The sequence below is a fragment of the Pseudomonas sp. PDM09 genome (assembly GCF_014852305.1).
Taxonomy (GTDB): Bacteria; Pseudomonadota; Gammaproteobacteria; order Pseudomonadales; family Pseudomonadaceae; genus Aquipseudomonas.
The window spans coordinates 385,506-409,800 of record NZ_JACVBI010000001.1; the positions used below are offsets into that span (position 1 = coordinate 385,506).

At 50.7% G+C, this 24,295-nt stretch carries 22 protein-coding genes; 8 read left to right on the plus strand and 14 right to left on the minus strand.

Annotated elements, in window-relative coordinates; all coding sequences use genetic code 11:
* The first annotated feature begins 285 nt into the window (after positions 1 to 285).
* The gene (locus tag IB250_RS01745) at positions 286 to 1,158 is read left to right on the plus strand and encodes a hypothetical protein (protein ID WP_192342711.1); all 873 of its coding nucleotides are present in this window, start codon (positions 286 to 288) and stop codon (positions 1,156 to 1,158) included.
* Between the two features lie 249 nt (positions 1,159 to 1,407).
* On the plus strand, positions 1,408 to 3,033 hold the full coding sequence (locus tag IB250_RS01750) for a hypothetical protein (RefSeq protein WP_192342712.1): 1,626 nt from the start codon (positions 1,408 to 1,410) through the stop codon (positions 3,031 to 3,033).
* A gap of 339 nt (positions 3,034 to 3,372) precedes the next feature.
* On the opposite strand, the gene IB250_RS01755 is transcribed toward IB250_RS01750, so the two are convergent.
* The 5 genes from IB250_RS01755 to IB250_RS28555 all read right to left on the minus strand — a co-directional run bounded on the left by IB250_RS01755 (position 3,373) and on the right by IB250_RS28555 (position 7,467).
* On the minus strand, positions 3,373 to 4,161 hold the full coding sequence (locus IB250_RS01755; protein ID WP_192342713.1) for an SIR2 family NAD-dependent protein deacylase: 789 nt from the start codon (positions 4,159 to 4,161) through the stop codon (positions 3,373 to 3,375).
* Entirely contained in the window at positions 4,161 to 4,715 is a 555-nt protein-coding gene (locus IB250_RS01760) for a non-canonical purine NTP pyrophosphatase (protein ID WP_192342714.1), read from the minus strand. The genes IB250_RS01755 and IB250_RS01760 overlap by 1 nt, the downstream gene beginning before the upstream one ends.
* The gene (locus tag IB250_RS01765; RefSeq protein WP_192342715.1) at positions 4,712 to 5,689 is read right to left on the minus strand and encodes an adenosine deaminase family protein; all 978 of its coding nucleotides are present in this window, start codon (positions 5,687 to 5,689) and stop codon (positions 4,712 to 4,714) included. The genes IB250_RS01760 and IB250_RS01765 overlap by 4 nt, the downstream gene beginning before the upstream one ends.
* A 112-nt stretch (positions 5,690 to 5,801) precedes the next feature.
* Complete coding sequence (locus IB250_RS28550) at positions 5,802 to 6,269, minus strand: hypothetical protein (protein ID WP_225603246.1); 468 nt, start codon at positions 6,267 to 6,269, stop codon at positions 5,802 to 5,804.
* Positions 6,220 to 7,467 (minus strand): hypothetical protein, encoded by a 1,248-nt coding sequence (locus IB250_RS28555; protein WP_225603247.1) that lies wholly within the window; start codon positions 7,465 to 7,467, stop codon positions 6,220 to 6,222. The genes IB250_RS28550 and IB250_RS28555 overlap by 50 nt, the downstream gene beginning before the upstream one ends.
* Positions 7,468 to 7,883: 416 nt before the next feature.
* On the opposite strand from IB250_RS28555, the gene IB250_RS01775 reads away from it, so the two are divergent.
* Positions 7,884 to 8,267: a DUF6124 family protein gene (locus tag IB250_RS01775; RefSeq protein WP_192342716.1), complete on the plus strand. Its 384-nt coding sequence runs from the start codon at positions 7,884 to 7,886 to the stop codon at positions 8,265 to 8,267.
* Positions 8,268 to 8,579: 312 nt separating this feature from the next.
* Complete coding sequence (locus IB250_RS01780; protein ID WP_192342717.1) at positions 8,580 to 9,149, plus strand: DJ-1/PfpI family protein; 570 nt, start codon at positions 8,580 to 8,582, stop codon at positions 9,147 to 9,149.
* Between the two features lie 214 nt (positions 9,150 to 9,363).
* Here IB250_RS01780 and IB250_RS01785 read toward each other — a convergent pair whose 3' ends face one another.
* From IB250_RS01785 to IB250_RS01800, 4 genes are all read right to left on the minus strand, one after another.
* On the minus strand, positions 9,364 to 10,362 hold the full coding sequence (locus IB250_RS01785) for an NADP-dependent oxidoreductase (protein WP_192342718.1): 999 nt from the start codon (positions 10,360 to 10,362) through the stop codon (positions 9,364 to 9,366).
* A 77-nt stretch (positions 10,363 to 10,439) separates the two neighbouring features.
* Complete coding sequence (locus tag IB250_RS01790) at positions 10,440 to 11,309, minus strand: alpha/beta fold hydrolase (protein ID WP_192342719.1); 870 nt, start codon at positions 11,307 to 11,309, stop codon at positions 10,440 to 10,442.
* A 47-nt stretch (positions 11,310 to 11,356) separates the two neighbouring features.
* Complete coding sequence (locus IB250_RS01795; protein WP_123494049.1) at positions 11,357 to 12,145, minus strand: SDR family NAD(P)-dependent oxidoreductase; 789 nt, start codon at positions 12,143 to 12,145, stop codon at positions 11,357 to 11,359.
* A gap of 52 nt (positions 12,146 to 12,197) precedes the next feature.
* On the minus strand, positions 12,198 to 13,319 hold the full coding sequence (locus IB250_RS01800; RefSeq protein WP_192342720.1) for an alkene reductase: 1,122 nt from the start codon (positions 13,317 to 13,319) through the stop codon (positions 12,198 to 12,200).
* A 147-nt stretch (positions 13,320 to 13,466) separates the two neighbouring features.
* On the opposite strand from IB250_RS01800, the gene IB250_RS01805 reads away from it, so the two are divergent.
* Both IB250_RS01805 and IB250_RS01810 read left to right on the plus strand, forming a co-directional pair.
* A complete protein-coding gene (locus tag IB250_RS01805; RefSeq protein ID WP_192342721.1) occupies positions 13,467 to 14,042 on the plus strand; it encodes a TetR/AcrR family transcriptional regulator in 576 nt (191 codons plus the stop codon).
* A gap of 787 nt (positions 14,043 to 14,829) precedes the next feature.
* Positions 14,830 to 15,426, plus strand: a complete 597-nt coding sequence (locus IB250_RS01810) for a hypothetical protein (RefSeq protein WP_192342722.1) — start codon at positions 14,830 to 14,832, stop codon at positions 15,424 to 15,426.
* Positions 15,427 to 15,829: 403 nt separating this feature from the next.
* Here the strand turns inward: IB250_RS01810 and IB250_RS01815 are convergent, their stop codons facing one another.
* Entirely contained in the window at positions 15,830 to 16,525 is a 696-nt protein-coding gene (locus tag IB250_RS01815; RefSeq protein ID WP_192342723.1) for a DUF1963 domain-containing protein, read from the minus strand.
* A 186-nt stretch (positions 16,526 to 16,711) separates the two neighbouring features.
* On the opposite strand from IB250_RS01815, the gene IB250_RS01820 reads away from it, so the two are divergent.
* Positions 16,712 to 17,224 carry a hypothetical protein gene (locus IB250_RS01820; protein ID WP_192342724.1) on the plus strand — a complete coding sequence of 171 codons (513 nt, stop codon included), beginning with the start codon at positions 16,712 to 16,714 and terminating at the stop codon, positions 17,222 to 17,224.
* Between the two features lie 185 nt (positions 17,225 to 17,409).
* On the opposite strand, the gene IB250_RS01825 is transcribed toward IB250_RS01820, so the two are convergent.
* Together IB250_RS01825 and IB250_RS01830 are read right to left on the minus strand one after the other, a co-directional pair.
* Entirely contained in the window at positions 17,410 to 18,765 is a 1,356-nt protein-coding gene (locus tag IB250_RS01825; RefSeq protein ID WP_192342725.1) for a HEAT repeat domain-containing protein, read from the minus strand.
* Positions 18,766 to 18,831: 66 nt separating this feature from the next.
* Positions 18,832 to 19,620, minus strand: coding sequence for a DNA polymerase beta superfamily protein (locus IB250_RS01830; RefSeq protein ID WP_192342726.1), 789 nt, complete (start codon positions 19,618 to 19,620; stop codon positions 18,832 to 18,834).
* A 220-nt stretch (positions 19,621 to 19,840) separates the two neighbouring features.
* Between IB250_RS01830 and IB250_RS01835 the strand changes: the two genes are divergently transcribed.
* On the plus strand, positions 19,841 to 20,539 hold the full coding sequence (locus IB250_RS01835; RefSeq protein WP_192343195.1) for a two pore domain potassium channel family protein: 699 nt from the start codon (positions 19,841 to 19,843) through the stop codon (positions 20,537 to 20,539).
* Between the two features lie 106 nt (positions 20,540 to 20,645).
* Here the strand turns inward: IB250_RS01835 and arcD are convergent, their stop codons facing one another.
* Together arcD and IB250_RS01845 are read right to left on the minus strand one after the other, a co-directional pair.
* Positions 20,646 to 22,073: an arginine-ornithine antiporter gene (gene arcD, locus IB250_RS01840; protein WP_192343196.1), complete on the minus strand. Its 1,428-nt coding sequence runs from the start codon at positions 22,071 to 22,073 to the stop codon at positions 20,646 to 20,648.
* Between the two features lie 513 nt (positions 22,074 to 22,586).
* Positions 22,587 to 24,176, minus strand: coding sequence for a winged helix-turn-helix domain-containing protein (locus tag IB250_RS01845; protein ID WP_192342727.1), 1,590 nt, complete (start codon positions 24,174 to 24,176; stop codon positions 22,587 to 22,589).
* Between the last annotated feature and the right edge of the window lie 119 nt (positions 24,177 to 24,295).

Genomic DNA, 24,295 nt, shown 5'->3' on the forward strand with positions numbered 1-24,295 from the left:
GGTCAGTGGGCTTTTTTGTGGGGGAGTGTTTTTGTGATAGCTATTCGAAGGATATCACTTGCCTAAGGACCAAACAGACCCGCCAGATTTAATCTGTCCCATTTTTAATAGGTGACAGACGCATGTGTTGCTCTTCTAACCAAGCATCAAGATGACCTAAGCTGTTTAAAGGTATAAAAACTGAGCGTAATAGTGGCAATTTAATGTCTTTTTGAGGTATCTTTTGTCCTTGGTAGGCAGGTTAATATTGTAAGAGAATTTATTGGGTAATAAGGAAGTTTCTTTATGGAAGACGTAACCGTAGAAAACTTTTTTGGTAAGGCGGGAAATATTTATCCACCTATAATTAAAAGTCTTCTGGAAGGGGCTTATAATAAGAAGTATGATTTTTTGCCATTAAAACAGTTTGAAGCGCTAAATTCAGTTGAAATTAACTATGTGTACTGGGTCGAGATTTTATATCGGGCACATTGGGCAGCTACATCAAACTTGATTAGGCATGACAAATGGTTTGATGCTTGTATTAGTAATTCGGTGATTAAGCCTAATTATATTTCATTTTGCTCGGGTTTGAGAGGTCTGCTAGAGTCTACAGCGGATACATATTTCTCATTAGGTTCCGTTCCATTAACTTTAGCTAACTCATCTGGCTATATTGATGACGCTCTTGGGCGACGCCCAGCTAAGAAGCTTGCCGTGAGCGAAGAACTGGAAAATGCGCTTATTCATTTTAGCTTTGCTCGTAAGTTGAATAAGGGGGAGGACTCTCCGGCTAGTCATAGGGCAGCAACTGCGGGTGAGTACATGTCGCAGTTGGATAGTGATGAGTTACCAATTAAAAGGTTGTATGCGGAGCTTTGCCAGGTAGTGCATCCTGCTCATCAATCGACTGCATGGGTTGTGGAAAATTTGGGTGAGAGTTATTGGGTTAGAGAACCTCAGGATTTGATGTTTATTTCTGATCTTTGTCAGCGTTATGCAAGTTGCATAGAGTATATTCAGATGGCGTCGGTAAATATTAGTATGTTTGTCTATAAGGCGATTAATGAGTTCGATCTTGTTGAACTAATTAATCCGTCGGCTAAAGACTATAATATGTCGCAAAGTCCGCTTCATGAGAGAATGTACTCTGCTTTTAAAAGACAACGAACTCGTTGAGTGTTGAATTGTTTGTCGTTTAAGCTCTGCGAAAGAAGGCGGGTTTGTTTGTGATGACTGCTCCGTGGGGCTCTTGAAATAAATCTGCCGGTTTTATATTTTTTTGCCGAGTAAAAAATAAAAAAGTGGGGATAGGTTTATGTATGTGGATTTTCATGAGGATTCTGAAGTTTAGTCAATTTACTGTGTGGTGATGGTTGGATTGGATCTTGGTTTTCGCTAATTGAGCATAGAAGTTAGGGGGGGCGATTGAGGTATTTAATTTTTTTCTTCTTTATGATTTTATTGGTTTTTGGATCGTTGGGGGCAGACGTTCAAAAAATTACTCCTTGGTTGTTGGGAGTAAATTTTACGATCACCATTTTTTCGATAAATTTTACTTTTTTTGGCTATCAGCTTTCCAAATACAAAGCGATCTATAGTGATATTAGCAATAGGCAGTGGTTTAATATAATTGCTCTATTGTGCTTGCCATTTTTCCCGTTGATTTGTTTTTTGATTACTCCTGAATATTTTGGAAGGGTGGCATTATGGACGCTGCCCATACTAATGTTCTCTTCAATAGATAATGCATTACTTACAAGCAGGTATTTAAGTCCGAAAAAATTTATAAAATTATCTACAGTCGATCGAGCTATCTCTCGGTACTTGAGTCTTCTGGTTAAAGAGATTGAGCAGGAGTTTGAAGAGCATCAGAGATATCTAACAAGTCGAGAAAAATATCAAATACCAACCCATGCTTATAAGTTTGAGCCCCGTACATTAGGGCTTGAGCTAAATGATGTTTGGGATTCGGTCGCTGTAATTACAAAATTGTCTATTGAAAATAACGATTATACGGTATTTCGGGAGTCACTGAACTCAATTCTAAAACTGGTTCTAAGTTTTTATTTGTTCAAGTGTCAAGGCGAACACGGCTATAGGGTTGAGGGGGGGATAAAATTTATTGCGCGAAATAGATTGCGTTCAGTCATTTCTACTATTGTGGAATGTGATGATAGTGGCATGTTTATTCAGTCTTTATCGAGTGAGTTGTGTGATTTTTTGATGCGTGATGAATTATTAAGTAAACCTTGTTCGGATGTTGCAAGGGCAATTGCTTCCGACTGCGTATGGGTCGGAAAAAAGATGCTCGATTCTCATGGTTTAATTGAACCAATAAAAATACTGAATAGCATCCATCGAACTGTTGAGATAAATATTTACAATATCGCGAGTGATAACTCTGATGAGACTTCTAAGTCATTAGATGGATATAATATATCGGTTTATGCCTATGATATTAAGGAGTTGGGCGTAGCTGCCTTGAATAGCGGAAATTCCCATTTTGCATATAGATGCATGGAAACGCTATCATACTTAGGTTGTAATGCTGCCAAGTTAAAATCTACTCAAGTTGTAGTGGCTGTGTTTGAGTCTATTGTTCACCTTGGTAGAGTGGCAAGAAATTCAAAGATCGGTTGTTTTTGGTCTCGCTGTTTAATTCCAGCGGAAAGTCACGCGGAAGAGTTTATGGGGCATATGTTGACTTGGTTGGTGCAGGATATTAAACCTAATGGCGAATTTTTTATGAAGGATTACGCTGAGCAAGCTTATTCTCGGATTCGAGGCGTTAAATGTGCCATTCAGCCAAGGAAAAATAGTTCGCCGTGTTTTTGGATAGATGAACTGGTAAAGGACGGAGAAAAAATCCCGCATGTTGAATATGAGTCAGGGATGTTTGGTTATAGTGGGGAGTCTAATTATGCGGATTTTACAAATTTGAAGGAATATGTCCTGCATGGGATTGGGTCCGGTAGTGCTTCTGTAATGGTGCATGGTGCGCCTATTCCGCTAGACTTGGATCCTGAAGATAATGGCGGGGACTTAGTGTAAGAATATAATGGGCACTCTTGCATAGAACATATTTGTGCTCAGGATTTCTGTTGGTCGCCGTAAAAGTCCTGGTAGCAACGCCTGCTTGAACCGATGTACCCGGTCATTTTCTTCAATGTTCTACGGGGTCAAAGTCCGTGACGAAGGGATGGTTCGCAACAAGCCGGATGGAACCCGATATGCTCTGTAAAAGACCGCCTCGCCAAGTGGGTGAGGCGTCTGGAATTTTTAGATATGCACTAGAAAACCGCTAAGTCGGCATCGGTCAGCGTTTTTTTGTGACTAGAATTCCATTGGCGTCGCATTCTGTCTGGTATGTCTTTGAGGCGAGAGAGTTAGCTAAACAAAGTTACTGAGAAAGTCCTCAAGAGCTTCGCCAGGTGTTTCAATTTTAGAAGAAAGCATGCTGATACCCCATTGATCAAGAATTGCCTCTTGCACCGGATTTGGCCTAGGTGAAAAAATATAAGATCGTGGCTGTGCTTCACCGTTGTGGTTTGCTTTCCAAAGTTTTGAAAGCTTATAGAACAAAAATCTAAGATTGATGTCTGCCAATCCGTACCCGATAAATAGTACGGATTTTCCAAGAACATCAGATCTAAGTTTGATATCGAGTGGGGTTTCAAATTCTAATCGCTCAAAATAGCTTGTTTCATCAAGAACTATTGATTTGTCATCGTCAAAGTCTCCGTGAAATTTCACAATTTGAGTGCTGCTTGACTTTATCTTTGTCAGGTCAGCTACTGAAGAGATTTTTGTGTAGCTCTTTTTGTAATGATCAAATGCATACTCAAGCCAGCGGTCGTAATTAGTTGTATAAATAATCGGAAATTCTGATTTTGCAATAAGTTCGTGCACCTTAGATGAGCCTATTTTTATTTCTGATGCATGCCAGTTTCTATCCATCCAACTTCGAAGTGGGCCTATACTACCTTTTTTTATCCTGTAGTATTCCGCTAGCGCATAGTTGTCACCAAATGTTTTATAGATTTCAGGGTCGTAGTCTAATTCTTCGGCAATTTTGTCAATTAGCGCCCCCCAAGAAGGTAATCCGAGATTCATGGATACACCCGCACCAACAAAAAGAATAACATTCCCTTGTTTGAAAGATGAAATCAGTTCTTCCATTACCTGCCGCCTTTTTCCAGATATGTTTTGAATTTGTCAAATGCTATTCTGCGCATTGATATTTCATTTTTTCTGTTGCCCATCTCCGCGAATGTTTCTGACTCGCCCTCGGGAGTAAATACGCAGTCCCATTGGAAGTCGCGGTTTCCTTTTGGTATCTCCGATATCGTTCCTTTTATAGCCCCTTCAAATAAATGGATTTTTCTAGAGTCACAGTAACCAATTATTGTTTTTGCAACTAAATTGGTGTTATCACCATTTCCGAATAATTCGCAAAATTTGTCTGCTTGGAGCTTGTCCCAAAAAATCTGAGTTAATCCTCCTGGGAATTCGTTTAGACTTTCAATGTATAGGCCGGTGTGCTCAACAAATACCGGTCTACCAATAATTTTGAAGGCTTTTAATAGCTTGTCTCTTACTAAGCTATTAACGTCTTCTGTTTGAATTTCATTGATTGTATATTTTGCTGCAATCACTTCCACGTCTGCGCCGGCAAGCATTGATTGCACTTCCTGTACCTTGAATTCATTTTTTGAGACAAATCGTATTTTCAATTTATTCCCCTTAAAAATGTATATTTAATTTGTCTGTTTAGCATGCTTTCAAGAATGTCAATATTATGAGTCTCTCTGTAAAACTCCAAATAATCTTCATTTATATTTGAATCGTGAATCGACGGGTTGTCGGAGCAAATAACAAATGGAACTCCCATTTTTATAAACTCAGAGACAGGGTGTGATTCGTGCGCACCTACTGCCCCGGTTAGTCTGTTGCTAATTGGGCATACTTCTACGCAGATATCTCTGTCTCTTAGCATATCCATTACAGCTAGCGATTTGTACGCAGCTGTGCCATGGCCTATCCTATCGGCATCAAAATTAATTATGGCATCTCTTATATTTTCAGGGTTGCCTGTCTCACCAGCATGAATTGTTATTTTTAGTCCTTGTTCTTCTTTTGCTTTGCGGAAAAGCTGCCCTAACTCAACTGGAGAAGTTGTATCTTCATTTCCTGCAAGATCTAACCCAATTACACGGTCAGGTCTTCCTAGCTGAACATATGCTTCCATCAAAGAACGCAAATGGTCTGGCGCATAGTCTCCTCGTGAAATGGTAATTATAAGCCCCGCTTTAATACTGTATTTGTCAGAAGCTCGATCGATTTCATGAATCAACCAGGAAAGTGCGGTCGAAATTGTTATGTTGTTGAGTAAGGCTATGTAAATCACGCTGTTACGCAGTTCGACAAATGTGACATTCTGTGACTGCAAATTTTCAAAAGCGCTATCTATCACTAAACCGAGGGCTGCTTTGCTTCTTGGGATCAATCTTAGTACTTGCCAAGGTTTAAGGTATGTTTCAAGATCGGTGGATGGGGATGTTCTTAGCAGGTCTACATTTAAGTTGAATCCTGCTGGGATTTCAGCCTTCTCTTCAATTAATAATTTTTGCACTAATGATGTACTTGCTAACCCATTCAAATGGACGTGCAACTCACCTTTTTGCATTTTTTTGATTAGTTTTTGCATAGTGCTCAATATTTTATTTTCGGAAAAGTAGGGCGGATTTGTTTATGAATATTTCAGTGCGGTGTCTAAAGGTCTTTTCCGGTTTCATAATTATGGGTATTCGTTTTTTGTTCTATTTGGCAGGTGAGGAAACTAATGCATTGAGTTCATCTTTGTAGGACATTTTAGGGGTGTATAAGTTATGAAATGCTTTGCCAATAGCACCGGAAAAAATAATTAATTCAGGATTCCTACTGCCACCCATTAAAATATGACTCATTGCGATGCCAGGGTATGGGTCGATATAATAAATTTCTTTAATACCAAGCTGGTAGGCTTTCTTTGAGCATAGCTCGCATGGGCTAGCAGTTGTAAAAAGTTTTCCATGTTCTACGCCTCGGCCACCATACTTTGCAATTTGTAGGAAAGCATTTTCTTCTGCGTGAAGTGATCGAGTGTGTACTTGGTTTTTATCCCCGGTCAATCCTTTGTATTCATCTTTAAAGCAATAAGAGATATTCCTGCCTGACTCGGAAATTTTGAAGAATTTATCATTTTCTGCAGTGAATCTTGCTATGTATTTTGGATCGGTATTTTTCATACTCAGAATAAGCGCTTTGATCAAAGCCACTAACTAGATCAAATCTATTTCGCAAACTGCAAGGTACTTGTCCGAATGGAGTATCATTCCATCCGACCGCCTGTACCGAAAAATTGACATCAGTCACAACAGCGCCGACTTGCCTTGAAATGCATCCTGAGTTTAGTTTGGCGGTATACGCGATTTGCATGCATCTTTCTAGCGGTGTAGGGGTCACTAAACCTGGACGGATCATCAAGGATACGAAAGTAATTAATTGGTCTGCTAGGTAGTTGAAGTGTGAAACTGTATTTCCAGAGTCTGGATTGCTTAAATGTAAGTCTGCGCGTTGTAGGCACGCTTGGATGTCCTGCTTCACATAAGTTTTTTGTTCTGTGAGTTTTAAGTCTCCATACTCTTCGGCGTCGATTTTATCGATTTCGCTGTCGGTATAGCCAAGCCCTCTCAGTCTTCGTTTACGTTCATCATCATTACAGGAGACGGCCATTAAATAAAAAGATGAGTAGCGATCTTGAAAGTAAATGGCTTCAAATGGGTTTCTTATTGCATCAATTATAATAAATGTTTTGTCTCCAGCTTTCCGAGCTTCACGTACCTCTTTTATTATTTTGTTGATTCTCTCCGCCAACGAGAAAAAACTACCACTTTCTACTTTGCTGGAGTTGACACTGCCTGAGTCCCTTAGATTGTTCCCTAATTGCTGAAATAGTTTCACATAGCCAGCGCTGCCAACTATTTTTTTTAATTCGGCATTTTTTTCTGGGAGGAATTCAGTATAGAAGTATCTCAGTGCCCCAATGTCCTCCTTGCAAATATTTTTATCTAGAATGTTTCTTAGTACCTTGTTGATATCTGATTTTACTTGTTCTTCTAATCCCTCGACTCCACCAACGAATGTCGAGGATCTTTCGACGCCAAGCTCAGCCAGCATGAGCATCAATATAGTACTAGCCTGAATAGTAATGAATGGTGTCCAGTTTTTTTCAAAGCATTTATAGACGACTTTTTGCTTTCTTTCGTTATTGGTTGAAGGATTGTTTCCCGTATAAAGCGAATGCTTTATGTCGGATTTTTCCTTGGAAAGTATGTTTGATACTGTGGAACATCCGCTTCCAGTTCGGCCGGTCAGCCCAATTACGATAAAGTCGTCATCATCGCCATATATTTTTGATATTGTATTTTGAAAGTAATTATCCATTTTTATTTCTCTCACCAATCGACCATGATTTGGAGATAAATGTACACTGCAAAAAATCAAAATGCCATCATCAAGTGATCCTTAGTTTCGTAAACGCAGACTTGTTCTGAGCGGTGTGGACTCGATTCGGATACCCTCGGAAACTTCCCACACTCCGGCGGGCTTGCGCTTCGGAACCCATCTCGCTAACCTCTGCCTGTCGCTGCAAATTCAGCGAACGGGTGTGGTAGCCCGGATACTTCATAGACCCAGAACGCCTCAGGGCGTTTTTTTATGCTGGCTGCTTTGTGGCGGCTGTGCATGGGAGGCTTCGGCCTGCCGGGTTTCTATGACCGGTCTACCACCCCGTGTACAGTCGCCTCCTTATTTGTGTGGTAGCAAATCCGGAGGGACTCAAATCCATAGAGAGTTCCAATATGATTGACGACGATACAGATACCCCTGAAGAACCCAGCATTCCAGAAACCGATCCTGTCTCCCCATACACTTGCCTCAACTCAAAAAAACTCCACGACGCCGCGATCCGCGCGCTCGATTTTTACCTGTCGCCACCACCCTCAAAACCAAAACTGGCCGACCGCCGTCCCAGCTCAATCTTCGTCATCGCCCCCAACGTCGACAAAGAAACCCTCCTGGCCCATACCTGCGAAACCCTCGCCTCCGCCAACGTAATAGCCAGTGAGTTGGCGTTCAGTCTCACCGGCCCGCAATGCAACATGGCTCTGGCCATCCAGCAGATGATTTCCCTGGCAGAGTTGTCGGTGAATCGGGTGTTGGATCAGGTCGATCCACAGGAGTAGGTGAGGGTGTTGTTTCATTGTGATGCGCAATAAGAAGCCCCGTCCCATTTAGGTGGGACGGGGCTTTTGTGTTTTTAAGATCAAAAGATCGCAGCCTTCGGCAGCTCCTACGTGTTCATGGTGTTCGCGTGTCGCAGATTTCGCCGGTGGCTCCTGTCAAACCAGCGAACTCACCCGCATCCCATTCAGTATGGTCTATGGGTTGATGCCGCTGACGACGCGTCTGATGTCGCGCTGGTTGTTGAGCTGATATCAGTTGAGATCTATTTGTTGTCGCTTTATGTTATTCGTTTTCATGGATGATTCTGACTTATGGCACGCGTGAGCTTGATACTGACACCCGGTTTTGCGGACTGGGAATACGCTTTCATTGCAGGAACCGCATCCCCGTTTTACGGGATTGACGTCAGGTTTTTTGCCTCTGCTACGGGCCAGTTCCGTTCGCAGGGTGGATTGGCTGTAACTGTGGATAGCAGCTTGCAACAATGCCTGGACTGGAAGCCGGACGTTGTTGCCGTCATCGGTGGAATGATCTGGGAGCGTGCGGATGCACCGGATATTCGGGACTTTCTGCTGGCGAGTCGTTCAAGTGGAGCGACAATTGCCGGTATCTGTGGGGGAACGCTGGCACTTGCGAGAGCCGGGCTTCTCGACTCGGTTTCTCATACCTCGAACAGCGCTGACTTCTTACACCAGAATGCCATCGGTTATGAAGGCGCCGCGCTTTATCGAAGCAGCCAAGTAGCTGTGGTTGCCGACCGCATCATAACTGCTCCAGGCCCTGCGCCCGTTAGCTTTACCTGCGCCGTGTTCGAAGCTGCGGGGCTATCTTCAGAGAGCGTTTCGCAGTTCAGGTCATTGTTGGCAGCGGAACACGGGTAACCGGTTGTTTCAATTGAAGAGTGGTGAACCATTTCTCGTTACTGCTCAAGCATCAAGCTACGCCAAATGATCATCGGCTTTTCTACAGGCGCGACTTCCGGTTGCAACTGCTCCTGTGTGGGCCTGTTGTGCGGTGGTTGCTCCTCTGGTTCAAGCTCTGGAGTCTGATATTTGGCGGCATGCACGTTATCTACTGACATTTTTTGTAGTGCGCTTATTTGATTGTTATGGTGACTTTGCCTTTTGATCTGCCCTGCTCGACGTACCGCAACGCCTCTGCAGTCGATTCAAAAGGGAAGGAACGATCGATGACCGGTTTGATGACGCCAGCTTCGATAAGCGAGGTGATTTTTTGCAGTTGTACCCCGTTGGCACGCATAAACAAAAATGTATAGGTCACCCCGTGCTTGCGGGCTTTTCTGCGAATACCGCTGCTCAGCAGGCGCATGACTTGCCGTAGCATCCAGGACAAGCCTTGCTCTTGGGCAAATTCTGCTGTCGGTGGTCCGGAGAGGGAAATGAGCTGTCCGCCAGGCTTGAGAACCTTGACCGATTTCTCCAGTACATCGGCACCGAGGCTGTTCAACACCACGTCGAAATCGCGCAACTCGTTTGCAAAATCCTGCTGTTTGTAATCGATGACCACATCCGCCCCGAGTGCTTTCACCCATTCGACATTCGCCGTACTGGTGGTCGTCGCAACGAAGGCGCCGAGGTGTTTGGCGAGCTGGATGGCAAACGTGCCGACACCGCCGGATCCGGCATGAATCAACACCTTCTGGCCTTTTTTCACCTGGGCGGTCTCAACCAGCGCCTGCCAGGCCGTCAAGGCGGCCAAGGGGACGGACGCCGCTTCGGCCATATCGAGATTCGAGGGTTTCAGCGCGAGGGCGTTTTCGTTCACGGCGATCAGTTCGGCAAACGTCCCGATCCGTGCCTCGGGAGGGCGTGCATAGACTTCGTCTCCTGGCTTGAATCGCTTCACCGCCGAGCCCGTACGAACGACCACACCCGCCAGGTCATTGCCCAATACCAATGGAAATGTATAGGGCAGGATCAGTTTGAATTCCCCGGTTCTGATCTTCGAGTCCAACGGGTTCACGCTCGTTGCATGCACCTGGATCAGAACGTCATGCACACCGACCGCGGGGTCGGGCACTTCGCCAATCGTTCCGTTCTGCTTGCCGTAGCGGTCGATAAAAAATGCCTTCATGTTGCAGCTGCTCTTGTCGGTGAAATGAGAATGGGGCGCGGCCCCGACAACGTTGATGCGATTAGACGTGCAGGCTGTCAGGTGTCGAGGAACATCGAAGCCTTGGCCACGAAATCGGTAGCGTGCTGGAAAATGCTGCCGTGCCCGGCGTCCTGGTAAATGATCAGTTGCGCGTTGGGGATTCGCTTCGCCAGCTCAATCGAGTTCACGGTGGGCACCATGATGTCGTTGTCCCCGTTGGCTATCAGCGTCGGCATGCGCAGGCGACCGAGATCTTGCGGCGCCTGCTTGCCCCACGCTGTTATGGCTTTCAATTGCCGTAAAAACGCGCGGGGTGTGGGGCCTTTGTCGCGGTCTTGCCGGGGCTCTTTCAATCGTTGCAAATACTCGGACGCGGCACGTTGGCCATTGGCCGTGGTGGTAAAGAACAGGTAGAACTTGGGGTCTCGCAACGTCAGCAAACCTTTGATCATCAATGGCCAGGTCACCGAACCGACGCTGTCGATGCCTGTGCCGCCGGCCGGTCCGGTTCCGGTGAGGATCAATTTGCGCACTCGTTCGGGTGCTTTCATGGCGATGTCTTGAGCGACGAAGCCGCCGAGTGAAAAGCCGAGCAGGTCAACCTTGTCCAAACCCAACGCACGAATAAAGCCGATGCCATCGTCAGCCATCTCACCGACGGTCAATGGCGCGGCGCCGCCCGAGCCACCGATACCGCGGTAATCAGTAGTGATGACACGCCGGTTTTTTGCCAAACCGTCGATAATCCTGGGGTCAAAGTTATCCAACACTGCCCCCCAATGGTTGAACATGACCAGCGGGACCTGCGTCCTGGGTCCCAGATCACGATAGGCGAAAGGTATCCCGCCAACCAGAACCGACTGGTTCGCCGCGTTGATAAATGACGACTGCGAACCTGGATGATTGCTTCTAGCCAAAACAGTCATGTTTACTCCGTCCAATTGCGGGGCGAGGCCGACCTGCTCGTCATGGCTCAGGCTTGAGTCAAATAGCGTTGCGCCACGGCGGACTGCCTGATCTGCGACAAAAGACCCTGACGCGCGGTTTGCAGGGCATCCCAGCGCTCGCCTTCATGCAGCGGAGGAATGGTCACCGGTTCGCGACGGTCGAAGCCAACCAGTGCGGCGTCGACCAGATCACCCACTTCCATGATTTCGCTCAAGGTGTTGATGTCGATACCGGCGCGATCCCAAATCTCCGTGCGGGTGGCGGCGGGCAGCACGGCTTGCACATAAACACCCTGAGGCGAAAGTTCCAGGCTTAGGCCTTGGGACAGGAACAGCACAAACGCCTTGGTCGCCCCATAGACCGACATGCCAAACTCAGGCGCCAGACCCACCACCGAACCGATGTTGATGATCGCGCCTTCACCTGCTTTGGCCAGGCGTGGCGCGATGGCGCTGGCGAGCCGCACCAGCGCGGTGGTGTTGAGGGCCACCAGTTGCGCAACGCTGTCGGTGCTTTGCTCGATGAAGTTACCGGACTGTGCGGCGCCGGCATTGTTGACGAGGATGCCGATGCGCCCGTCATCCCGCAGGCGCGCTTCGACGGTGTGCAGGTCGCTGAGTTGAGTCAGGTCGGCCTGAAGCACTTCAATGGCGACGTTGTGTTCGCCACGCAACTTTGCGGCGAGCGTTTCCAGGCGCGAGTGGTCGCGGGCGACCAACACCAGATCATGCCCGCGTTGGGCGAAACGCTCGGCGTAAACCGCGCCGATGCCGGTGGAAGCGCCAGTGATGAGAACGGTAGGGTGAGTAGTCATGATGTCAGCTCTTTTTTCGGGAACATGAATGGGGATGGATGCACGATCGAAATCAGGCCCGATCAGCTTGTGCCTGGTTCGCGGCAGCGCTTGATTCGACAAGCGTCGGGTAGTCGATATATCCCGCCGCACCGCCGCCGTAGAGCGTGGAGGGGTCGAAGGCGGACAGTGGCGCACCGTTCTTGAGCCGCTCCACCAGATCAGGGTTGCCGATGAAAGGGCGGCCAAAGGCGATCAGGTCGGCCTTGTCATGCGTAAGGCGTGCCGTGGCCAGGTTCAGGTCATAGCCGTTGTTGGCGATGTAGGTGTTCTTGAAGCGCTGGCGCAAGGCGTCGAAATCAAAGGGCGCCACGTCGCGTGGCCCACCGGTCGCGCCTTCGACTACGTGCAGATAAACGATGTCCAGAGCATTGAGTTGATCGACGATGTAATCGAACTGAGCCTGTGGATCACTGCTCGATACACCATTGGCCGGCGAGACAGGCGAAAGGCGAATGCCTGTGCGATCAGCACCAATCTCGGCGGCCACCGCGGCCGTCACTTCCAGCAGCAGGCGCGCACGGTTTGCGATCGAGCCGCCGTAGGCATCAGTACGCAGGTTGGCGCCGTCCTTGATGAACTGATCCAGCAAATAGCCGTTTGCACCGTGGATTTCCACGCCGTCGAAGCCTGCCGCAATGGCGTTTGCTGCTGCTTGGCGGAAATCGTTGACGATGCCCGGCAGTTCGTCAATCTCCAGCGCTCGCGGCTCGGAAACGTCCTCGAAGCGATTGTTGACGAACACCTTGGTCGCGGGACGAAGCGCGGAAGGGGCTACCGGCGCTGCGCCTTGCTGTTGCAGATCCACGTGGGAAACACGGCCCACATGCCACAGTTGCAGGAAAATTCTCCCGCCCTTGGCGTGCACGGCATCGGTCACCTTGCGCCATCCCTCGATCTGCGACTGCGTGTAAATGCCCGGGGTGTCCTGATAGCCCTGTCCCTGTTGGGATATCTGCGAGGCTTCGGAAATCAGCAAGCCCGCGCTGGCCCGCTGGCTGTAATAGGCAGCAGCAAACTCACTCGGCACAAAGCCTTTGCCTGCGCGATTGCGCGTCAGTGGAGCGAGAACCACGCGGTTCGACAGCGTCAGGGCGCCAAGCGTGTAAGGGGTAAACAGATTCTGGTCGCTCATGGGTGTTTGTTCCGTGCCCGTGGGAAAATGGTCATATCGCTTACGATTAGGATGATGATCGAAATCTAAACTGTCAATGGTTTTGATTATGGTCAACATCTATGTATCATCAGGTGATGAATTTTCAGCGGTAGCGAGGTATCGAACATGCGAGTGTCCAAGGCCCAGGCCCAGGCAAATCGGGAGCACATCGTCGAAACGGCCTCAGTCGTGTTTCGCGAGCGCGGTTTTGACGGTGTCGGCGTGGCCGACCTGATGGCCGCCGCCGGTTTCACCCATGGCGGTTTCTATAAACATTTCGGTTCGAAGGCAGACCTGATGGCCGAAGCCTCGGCCAACAGTCTTGCGCAGTCACTGGCCAGCGCCGAAGCATTGAGCGTGAAGGATTTCATCGATGTGTATGTGTCCAGGGATCATCGCGACGGGCGCGCCACGGGTTGCACCATGGCGGCGTTGTGCGGCGATGCGGCGCGTCAGTCAGACGATCTGAAGTCGGCATTCGCTGAAGGCATCGAGCGCACATTGCAAACGCTCGGCGATAAATACCCGACCGGGCCGGATGCGGCGCCGGGTGAGGCGAGGGTGAAAATGATCGACCTGCTGGCGCACGCGGTCGGTGCGATCATGCTATCGCGCGCCTGTCCTGACGACTCGGCGCTGGCCGATGAAATTCTGGCGGTGTGTCACGCGCAAATGACCGCATCATTATCTGTTCAATCGTAGATTCAGTCCTAGAGGGGATAAATGGATGTTGCACAAAGCGCGACACGCACGAATGACCGTTTTTGGCCGATTTCAGCCTGTCGCGACCGGCTGAAAACGACCCAAAGCGGACGATCATCAAAGAAGCCTCTAGCGCATAAAGTTGGAGACCTCCAGTGGGTTGCCATCGGAGCCTATGTTCTCAACCGCTTCCCTTATTGGGCGAGCCACCTGAACACGTGAGGTCAGATCATCCGCCAGTGGGCGGGCAGGTCTCGTCGGCCGAGATGGTCGCGTAGGTTGCTACCTCTCTCCATGGTCACGCTCAAGAACGCGCCAGAGTTGCCGACGTAATGATTCAACTATCACCGTTCTTACGGGAATTTCCCTGCCGGCACAAACCGTCAGCTTTAAAACGGATATCGATGGCTGCGAAATGCTAGCTCAAAAGCGCTATGAAGAAGCGCTGGCGAACAGTGCGAAACTTGGGAAAATTTACGGGCAAAGCGTTACACCTCAAACGCTGCAAAGCATGAAACGTATGCAGGTGTTGTATGGCCGGAAAGGAAGCGAATGCTCTCTAACGGCATCTACGGTTGGATGCCCTCGGTCGGAATGGTGCTAGCCACTGAATGATTTAGTTGGTGCGGTTAGTTCTATCTCCTCCCTTAAGACTGACCGCTTCTGGCCGATAGAGGGCTTAATTAAGACCTCAGTGCGGATGCAGTCACCTCGTCGTGCACATTAGGCTAGTGGTCCGAGGCGGGCCAATTGGTGTTGAATACGAGCCTTTTCAGGGAGGGGTTATATGAAGAAGAATTTAATTGCTCTGGCCATTGCCACGACGCTGATTGTTGGATGCGCATACCAAGCGCCCTATGGGACTCCAGAGGCTACATCACAACTGGTGAGAGACCTTTCACTTGAAGGGGCGCCTGAACTCGTTGTGCCGGCAAGCTGGATGTCCGTACCTTATGGGGTTGCGAAACCAGCCGAACCGAAACAAGGGCTACTTGTTTCGGAGCGTGGTGGTTTGCGTTTGGTAGTTTTCGATAATAAGCGCTACCGGCAAGCTGGCGAACTTCTCTCTCCCGAGGTGCAATGCAGTTACATCTGGAGGGGGGAGCAGGACACAATGCCCGTGCATTTGTTCGAGGCGGAGCGTTACTACGCGTTGAGCCCAGGCGAAACTATAGGGGCAATAAATGTCAAGCTAAGGGCGCAAGTGGTTCGGCACCTACAGTCCCAAAAGATATCGCTGCTTACTGTGCGAGACGGCTTGTTCGTGCGTGAAACCGGAAACTGGTCTTCTAATGTTCCTTTGCAGAACAACTATGCCCCATGGGACATTGGAGTTCCTCTTCCCCGTGGTGAGTTGGAGGCATTCAACCCCTGTAAGCATTAAGTGAAACTCTGGATCGCCGCTTATCATCAAGAAAAATGCGACTGGCCGCTTTTGGCCCAGAGTGTGTAAAAACGCTTCGCAAAAAATTGAAGTGTGCGCGCCTACGTTAAATCTGAAATTTATCGGCACGTCAGCAGATGTGGATTTCGCGTAGAAGCGCGATTTTTCAGTCCAGTTTTGGGTACTTGTCGCGCTCAAACGTTTTTACACAGCCTCGGCCGATTACTGCCTGTGCGATGGGCAGCAATCGACCCATTGCAGTCAGTCGGAGAAGATGGTGCAAAGGGTACGGTCGCATTTGGGGGCAGAGCAGACCTCTTAGAGATCTGCTGTCGAAGCCGGCGTGTGAGCCGACTACGAAGTGGATGGATCTCAATTAATCTTGGGCGCTTAATCATGACGATTAGTAGAAGTCATAGTAAATAGCCCATGTGCCAGTGGTGTTATTTTTCCAGAACATCAGGCTTCCGCCGTCCACCACATTCAAGTTTATTTTTGGGTCTGACGATATCTGGAACACGAACTCAAAATCATCACCCGGGTCAACGCCAGACTGGCAGAATGAGGGGTATCCACCGATCTTGTGTTCGTATGTGTGAGTCATAAGATCGTAATAGCTCTGTATCTCACCTGTCCGCTCAAGCCTGAGTATTTCGGCTTCAATGTTCGCCGGTATTCCGCCTCCATCCCATAGAGGAAAGTCCTCTGCCACCAATTCAGCCTTCAAGGGAAAGGGCTTGATGTACGAGCCCGCTACCGACAGCTCCTTACGGATAAGCACATCGTCAGCCCCATACTCTCTGATAAGCCAGTTGTTACCCATCGGCTCGAACTGTTCTGGAAAGGGATCAGAAACGAACAGTGTAAGTGTACGAACCCCTTTAAGAACCGGGCTGTTAAATGGCAGGCTTGGTAGGTGAAACTGTGCATATGGATGCAGCTCATCTCCGGCTTTGTTTCTTGGTATGACTTCATCTGGCCGGAAAAGAATTACTTTTCCAAGCCAGCTTTCCTCAGTCTCTTTGGTAGGTCGAAATCCGCCAGCGACGAATTTTGTGGCCGGCCTGGCCAAGCATTGTCTGATCTCTTGAGTTTCCATACTGACGCGAAGCTCCATTGCTCAAGAGTTGGGTAAGAGGGGGAAGTGAATGTTGCCTTCTTTTTTCGCGGAGTACACGCACGAGTCTTGTTTCACTTTGACCAGGTGTGCCAATGACTGCTTCTGGCCGTTTTTTGCCTGTCGCGAAGGACGACAACCCAAAGCGGACATTGCTTGTAGCTGAAGTTGACCGACCATGAAACCGTATTGCAGCATGGAGTTGAAGTGTGGCAGCACTGTGCGGCCACTCCGTTGGCCGAAAGCTTTATGAGTGATGCAAGCGCTACCTTCGCACCTAACCGGAAGAAGCTCATGATCATGGTGTTACCGAAGATCGAACTCAATGAGCTGTCGGTGAAAGCGGAAGCAGACGGTTTAACGCTGAATGATCTTGTCCCTATTTGCGAAAGGTTCGGCGTTGCACCGCAAGATGTGCTGAACGAGCTGTCCGTCGCGGTTGCGGAAGGCTATCTACAAGGATCTTTGCGCTATGATTTTTGCGACGGCGTTATGAACGGGATCATAAATGCTGTGGTTGAAGTAGCCATGACTAACGACATGCCTCAGCCCGCTTTCTCGCTTTACCAGGCATTCGATCAAGGTGAATGGTTCCGCAGTAACGACCCACCGGAGACTGACCCCAGTGAGAAATACACGAAGCCGGTGGTGGAGGAAATAATGCGTACCCTTAGAGACTAGCTTTCACAGATTGTGAGGTTTTCGCTTTTCGACTGGAAGGTAGTGGATCGAACGCCGCTTTTGGCCGCAGCCTGTCGCGAAGGGCAGCAGTCGATTCCAAGGCACGCCCGCTCGAAATGACGGTGAATCTACCGCCAAGTTGGATATTCAGTATGCCACAGTCGATATGCGATTTTACGCATCTGTCATCCGCTAACACGAGCGAGGCTATCGCTGCGAATGAGGTCGCGTGCGGCCAATTTCTGGAGTTTCTCCATCAGCGCTTCGCGTTCGGCTTTTGGCGTAACGGGATCGACCATTTGATACTGGCGATCGCACCACAAGTTCACTTGGTGAAGCCAGAAAGCTTGCAAAGCCGGCTCTGTGTCCACCCGAGCCAGCAAATATGCCACCTGCTGCCATCCCGGTCGCAGCTGGAGTAGCGCTTGTTGTCGCGCCGTCGGCAAGTAGGACCAGTCTCGATCTGATTTAGTGTCCAATCCAGCTCTCATCGAACTCCAAGGCCGCTTGTTAAGTTGGGCAATCGCAGCGACAAACACCTTGTCCGACGGATCATCAAGCGCTTCGAGCAACTCGACTAATTGGTCATCCCGAAGCAAACGCACAGCCGCTTGCCGCACGGTGGAGTAGGCAGAACGCAGGGCTTCTTTGTGCCACGGTTGTGGGAGGTCGATATTAAGCTCCGCTGCCAGGCCAAGAACGCCAAGCCAGTTCCGCTTCCCCGAGGGCATATCCTGGTTCAGTTGCTCAGTGAGGACGATAAGTGCATCGACGTTGCTATGTGGGGCAGCCCAGCGAGCTAAACCTCGAATCGAAGGTGAGGCATCCATCAATGCCTTACGCAAAACCGGCTTCGTATCATCGAGTAATGGGAGCAGTGCACGCAGCACGCAAACTCGGACTTTAGCACCAGGTCGTGACAAGGCTTCATGTAGCAGCTGGCGAGCTTGCGCAGCCGGTAACTCCTGGCAAGCAGACACCGCCATCAACCGTACGGTCAGTTCACGATGGGCTAGGGCACTGCGTATTAGCGTCTCCGGGGCGGTATCTTGCTCCAACAAAAGCGCAAACAGATAGCGCGCGGGCTTACCTTGCCGCGCAAGAAAATTTGTATAGACCTCATCCCGGATATCGCGCGACTGAAGAACCGCACGTACGACCATCAGAGTGGGACCATGGTCGACCCTCCGACGCGCAGCCAACGCAATGAGAGGCTCCAGCGCGAACAGCAATGCCTTAACCTGGGAGGGTGATAGGTAATGTTTCAGGCCTGCCGCCGCCAGATCGCGAACCTGCGCAACCCAATCATTCAGCCTCTCTATCAAAGCAACTAACGCTTCGGGGGAAGGATGGCTGCACAGCTCCCTGACAACGACTTCTCGAACGAAGCCATTGTAGTGGGTACTGAGTTCCACCAGTCTCCCGTTACTCTCGACGTCCGCGAGCAGTTCCAACGCTTCGTTGCGCCGATGATCCGCCCACGAGGAAGAGGGCGCAGACTTGTTCTTCAGCTTATTTAGCCAGTCTCGTATTGTGCTCACGCTTCAATCCTTTCTGCGTATTTGTGCGGCTGTTCTTCTGGATGGAGTTCTTGGTGAGGTTGCCAGTCATCCCCAGGCTTCTTTGAGCACAGAGCGAAACAGTTCCGAAAGTAACGGCTCCACTTCTTTGCGTTCGCTACGGGTCGGCTTGATGGTCTCTAGTCGATGCAGCTCACGCTCAACGAACTGCTGGATAGGCACGATCTGGGGCGATAGCCCCATTTCCGGAGACGCGCGTTTGATAGCTAGCAAGTTATCGATGGCCTGCTGCAATTCGGACTCTCCTTCGATGACTTCTCGCAGTTTGTCAAAATCGATGGGGGCCGGTTTACCAAACCATTCCAGCCACCGAACCGATAACAATGGGCGCAATACGTAAAAATATTTTTTCAACGGTACTTGAGGGGCCTGCAGATATCCCCTGTAGTTGGTTTTGGCCATGCTGCGATAATGGTAAATACCACTTTCAACCGAGTACACCTGCGGCAGTAATTCCTTTGCCCGCTCGTAAAAGGACCCGGAGTGCTCATAGATAATGCTGGACTGCAGCCACTCGACAAAGCCTGGATTGGACTTCCAGAATAGCCTTAGCGCCTTGCGCAGATCCCAACCATTGATGTCCATGTCGTCAATGATCGGATACTCGATGACGTCGCGTTGCTCCTCAAGCCCGACAGAGAGATACCAGTCAGGATTATTGACGTAGATGAAACGTGCATCGTAGTCGCTATTGGGAGAGGCGAATCCCCAGGCGCGACTGCCTGATTCAACGGCCAGTAGAACCTTCACGTCATGCTCGTCCTCAGCACGGCGAAGACGATCTCGAACTTCTTCCTGAACGGCTAAAGAAACCATGGGCCAACTCTGATCAGATGATATTTTGGACGCACGCTACTCAGTCATGGACCGGCTGTCCAGTGACCGCTTTTGGCCCACTGCTGCCTTTTCCTTACAGGCAGAATTCGACCCATATCCGCCACTCAAGGATTTCACCGCCGACTACTCTAAAACCAAGCCAGATTTCAACTGTGCACAGTCAGATATCGAGCGTTACTTTTGCCTCTGGGAAACCGATATGACAAATCCGCAAAATAACGCCGAACCCGACGAGGATTTAGCTCGGTTGATTATGGGGAAAGGTCCCTACACCTATCTATTGCTGCTCTTGCTAGGGTTGATCCTTCTGTTTCCCTTTCTTGAGGAAGGTATATTTGCTCGTACCTTGCTCGGCATTCTTTTTTCGATCGTGCTGCTCGTGGGGGCTTTCGCCACCAGGCAGACTCGGCGGGGGTTCATTCTCAAACTGGGCCTGGCGTTGCTTGGGGTTGGCCTTCAATGGACGGCGTTATGGACTGAGAGTATCGCGATTCTTGGCCTTGCCGGGATCGCGTATACGGCGTCTCTTGCCGTCTCGTTTAGCGGAGTGCTTCTCTACATTCTCAAGCGCGGGCCAATTACAGCCGGCAAGCTGCATGGTGCGCTGGCGGGTTACATCATGCTGGCTTTCGTTTGGTCTTTCGTTTATGCCCTGGTGGAGATATCCAGCGCTGGTTCATTCGGGCCTGGCCAACTCGACTTCGCACAGACTGGCACGTTCTTCAAATTAATCTATTTCAGCCTCACGACGCTCACAACCACCGGTTACGGAGATATTCTCCCGTTGACCAATCACGCTCGCTCACTGGTAATGGTCGAAGAGTTTTCAGGCGTCTTTTACGTTGGTGTTGTGATCGCTCGGTTTGCCGGTCTTTATCCATCGAATCAGGCTAAGTGACGGACAACCGATTGCTGATGGCCCATGCCATTGAAAAAGTCCGCCTCGGTTTTAATTGAAGCTGCATGGCAGACGGAGCATTCCATCCGCCATGCAAACCCTTGTTTCAGAGGCTGAGGAAACCGCTGTAGAGGCCGTAACCCGCGATCAGCGCACCTATCATCACGGCAACGAAAATGACCTTTTCAATGGAGGTGAACACCGGTTGGCCCAGTTCGCGCTTGGCCTTGGCGAACAGGATTGCGCCGGGAGCATAAAGCAGTGCAGACAGCAGCAGGTACTGCGCCCCGGCCGCGTACACCAGCCATACGGCATAGAGCACAGCGATCACCCCGACTATCAGGTCCTTGGTCCGCTCACCCTGAGCCTCCTCATAGGTTTCGTTACGCCAGGCCAGTAGCAAAGCGTAGGCGGCGGACCAGAAGTACGGCACCAGGATCATCGAGGTTGCCAGGTACAACAGGCTTAAATAGGTGGAACTGTTGAACAACGTGATAATCAGGAACAGCTGGATAAGCCCGTTGGATAGCCATAGCGCATTGGCGGGGACCTGGTTAGCGTTCTCCTTGCGCAAGAACTCCGGCATGGTGTGGTCGCGGGCACTGGCAAAGAGGATTTCCGCGCAGAGGAGTGTCCAGGACAACAGCGCACCGACCAGCGAGACGATCAGCCCTGCGCTGATCAGTACTGCCCCCCAGTGACCCACCACATGTTCCAGTACGCCTGCCATAGAAGGATTTTTCAGGCCGGCCAGTTGTGCCTGGGCCATGATCCCTTGAGAAAACACGTTGACCAGAACCAGTAAAAGCAGCACCCCGACGAAGCCAACCACAGTCGCCTTGCCGACGTCGCTGCGCTTTTCAGCACGGGCGGAAAAGATGCTGGCCCCTTCAATGCCAATAAACACCCAGACGGTGACCAGCATCATGTTGCGAACCTGATTCATCACCGTGCCCAGGTCACTGTTGCCGGCGCCCCAGAAGTCGCTGGTAAAAACATCCATCTTGAAGGCCACGCCGGCAATGACAATGAACAGCGCCAGCGGCACCATCTTGGCGATGGTAGTGATCACGTTGATGAAGGCGGCTTCCTTGATTCCGCGCAGAACCAGAAAATGCAGGAGCCAGAGCAGCACGGAGGCGCAAATGATTGCCGGTAGCGTGTTGCCTTCTCCGAACATAGGGAAGAAGAACCCGAGGGTACTGAACAGCAACACCATGTAGCTGACGTTGCCGATCCAGGCACTGATCCAGTAACCCCAAGCCGATGAGAAACCCATGTAGTCGCCAAAACCGGCCTTGGCATAGGCGTAAACCCCGCCATCTAGCTTGGGCTTGCGGTTGGCCAGTGTCTGGAAGACGAATGCCAGCATCAGCATGCCGACGCCAGTGATCAGCCAGCCAATCAGCGTGGCGCCAGCACTGGCACTTTTAGCGATGTTCTGCGGTAGCGAAAAAATCCCGCCGCCCACCATGGAGCCGACGACCAGAGCGATCAATGCTCCAAACTTCAACTTATCGCTGGAGGCAGAGATCTGGGTATCTTTGTGAGGCAGGGCATCTTTGTCGATGTTGCTGACGGAGTCGACCATCTGAATCTCCTTACCGAAACGGAATCGTTCAAGAGGTGACGGGCTAACTAGAGATGGTCGCTAATGCACTGCATGACCCCTTCGAGTGACGCATGCCACCGAATAGACTGCTTTTTCGCTGCGGCAATGGGGTTGATGTCACTGCCCCCCGCAGCTGGGCACAAACAACTAAAACGCATTTAAGTCGCAGTTTCGTACCAGCCAAAACTGGCTTCTGCTGCTTTGAACCTGGCTCGATCGTTAGATCCACTTGGTTCTCCCGAAAGAGGGGATGCAAGATTCAAGCAACTTCAGTGTAGCTTCCATTCGTATATTGCAATCTGCGAGCCTGCGCATTCCTTGGAGCGTTGGCGAAGCCAGCTACAGATCGCAGTTCGCATTAGCAGCCTTCGGCAGCTCCGGTAGGGAATTCCCGCGTTGGCTTTGGCAAGCCATTCGCAGTTCACCGGGCCGCAGTCACTCAGGCAACCCAGCCAGCCGTAACCCATCAGCAAACCGTGCAAAATCCTCAGGACGCTGGATTGGCAACCAGTCCTTCAGGTTAGAGACGCGCAAGGACGGATCCAGCTCGTGCAAACGCTGCATCGCCTGCTTCGCTTTGTCCATGCGTCCGCTGAGCGCATGACTGGCCGCCATCAGGGCAACCGACACGAGGAGGCAGGGCAGGTTACCCAGCGCCTTTTCCGCCCAGGCAGAAGCGGGATCGAAGCGCTCGGCGAAGAAGTGCGCGAGCGCCATCCCGACCTGCATCCTGAACATTTCCGGATCCAGCGGACTCAAGCGAACGGCATGGGTTAAATCCGCAATGGCGGCGTCTGTTTCACCGCGCAGCGCGCGCAGGATTCCGCCCAGGTACCAGGCGGGGGCGAGGTTGGGGTTGAGCAGGCGTGCCCTGTCGAGCAGGGCAATGCCGCCATCGATATCGCCGGCGAGATGGCCAAGTGCATGTCCGCCTCGCGTCAGCGCCACCGCATCGTCCCGGCCGAGCTCCACCGCCAAACGCGCAAGTCGTGCGCCCTCGGCGATCTCTTGAGTCCGATCGGTCATCCAGCCATTCAGCTTGCGCCAGAAGTGGCACCAGGCTGCCATGCCATAGGCCGAGGCAAATTCCGGATCGAGCTCGATGGCCTTGTAGAACAACGGCAGCGCTTGCTCGATGGCTTCGCGGGTGCCGTTGTGCAGTTTCGGCATTCCGCGCAGGTAATAGTCGTAGGCGTCCAGGCTTTCCGTCGGTTTGCGCTTGGCGCGCTCGATTTCCGCCCGTTCCAGCTGCGGTGCTATGGCGCCGACGACGCTTTCGGCGATTTGATCCTGCAGCTCGAAAATGTCGTGGAGCATGCCTTCGAAGCGCTCCGCCCAGATATGCGTCCCATTTGTTGCGTCGATGAGCTGCCCGGTGATGCGTACCTTGTTCCCGGACTTGCGCACGCTACCTTCCAGCACGTAGCGCACGCCGAGCGTCTGGCCGACGCCCTGGACGTCCACGGCCCGACCCTTGTAGGTGAAGCTTGAATTGTGTGCGATGACGAACAGCCAGCGGATACGCGACAGGGCGGTGATGATGTCCTCCACCATGCCGTCGGCGAAATACTCCTGCTCCGGATCGCCGCTCAGGTTATGGAAGGGCAGGACAGTAATGGAGGGTTTGTCCGGCAGGACGAGGGTGGGCGTAGGCGTTTGCTTCAGGTCTACGGGCGTGGGTTCTTCGATGTCAGGCTGTCGCGTTTCCCCGACCTCATCCACCTTGATCTCGCCGACGAAGCGGTATCCCTTGCGGGCGACCGTGCGCACCAGGCGCTGCTCTTCGCCGGTATCGCCGATGGCCTTGCGCACCGCATTGATGTGGCTGGTGATGGTCGACTCAGAGACGATCCGACCGCTCCACACGGCCTTGAGCAGGTCGTCCTTGCTCATGACGCGATCGCGGTTGCTGACGAGTTGCAGCAGTAGATCGAAGACCTGCGGCCCGACAGCCACGACTTGCCCGCGCAAGGTCAGTTCCCGGCGCTGCTGATCGAGCACGTAGTCTTCAAACACGAATTGCAAGGTGAGGATCCCCTGGTCGAGCGCCCCCGACTCCGTGTCTGAGCTGGCGGTTGGTAAGTGGTATCGATAATACGGCAGCGCCTGACCCGCTGCACCGTTTGCGGCAAGGGAGACCCGTC

Excerpts from the sequence above, each read along its gene's own strand:
- IB250_RS01810 (WP_192342722.1), top strand. The coding sequence starts at position 14,830 with ATGAAGAAGAATTTAATTGCTCTGGCCATTGCCACGACGCTGATTGTT.
- IB250_RS01805 (WP_192342721.1), top strand. The coding sequence starts at position 13,467 with ATGCGAGTGTCCAAGGCCCAGGCCCAGGCAAATCGGGAGCACATCGTC.
- IB250_RS01780 (WP_192342717.1), top strand. The coding sequence starts at position 8,580 with ATGGCACGCGTGAGCTTGATACTGACACCCGGTTTTGCGGACTGGGAA.
- IB250_RS28555 (WP_225603247.1), bottom strand. The coding sequence starts at position 7,467 with ATGGATAATTACTTTCAAAATACAATATCAAAAATATATGGCGATGAT.
- IB250_RS01795 (WP_123494049.1), bottom strand. The coding sequence starts at position 12,145 with ATGACTACTCACCCTACCGTTCTCATCACTGGCGCTTCCACCGGCATC.
- IB250_RS01830 (WP_192342726.1), bottom strand. The coding sequence starts at position 19,620 with ATGGTTTCTTTAGCCGTTCAGGAAGAAGTTCGAGATCGTCTTCGCCGT.
- IB250_RS01745 (WP_192342711.1), top strand. The coding sequence starts at position 286 with ATGGAAGACGTAACCGTAGAAAACTTTTTTGGTAAGGCGGGAAATATT.
- IB250_RS01800 (WP_192342720.1), bottom strand. The coding sequence starts at position 13,319 with ATGAGCGACCAGAATCTGTTTACCCCTTACACGCTTGGCGCCCTGACG.
- IB250_RS01835 (WP_192343195.1), top strand. The coding sequence starts at position 19,841 with ATGACAAATCCGCAAAATAACGCCGAACCCGACGAGGATTTAGCTCGG.
- IB250_RS01755 (WP_192342713.1), bottom strand. The coding sequence starts at position 4,161 with ATGGAAGAACTGATTTCATCTTTCAAACAAGGGAATGTTATTCTTTTT.
- IB250_RS01790 (WP_192342719.1), bottom strand. The coding sequence starts at position 11,309 with ATGACTGTTTTGGCTAGAAGCAATCATCCAGGTTCGCAGTCGTCATTT.
- IB250_RS01765 (WP_192342715.1), bottom strand. The coding sequence starts at position 5,689 with ATGCAAAAACTAATCAAAAAAATGCAAAAAGGTGAGTTGCACGTCCAT.
- IB250_RS01785 (WP_192342718.1), bottom strand. The coding sequence starts at position 10,362 with ATGAAGGCATTTTTTATCGACCGCTACGGCAAGCAGAACGGAACGATT.
- IB250_RS28550 (WP_225603246.1), bottom strand. The coding sequence starts at position 6,269 with ATGAAAAATACCGATCCAAAATACATAGCAAGATTCACTGCAGAAAAT.
- IB250_RS01775 (WP_192342716.1), top strand. The coding sequence starts at position 7,884 with ATGATTGACGACGATACAGATACCCCTGAAGAACCCAGCATTCCAGAA.
- IB250_RS01815 (WP_192342723.1), bottom strand. The coding sequence starts at position 16,525 with ATGGAAACTCAAGAGATCAGACAATGCTTGGCCAGGCCGGCCACAAAA.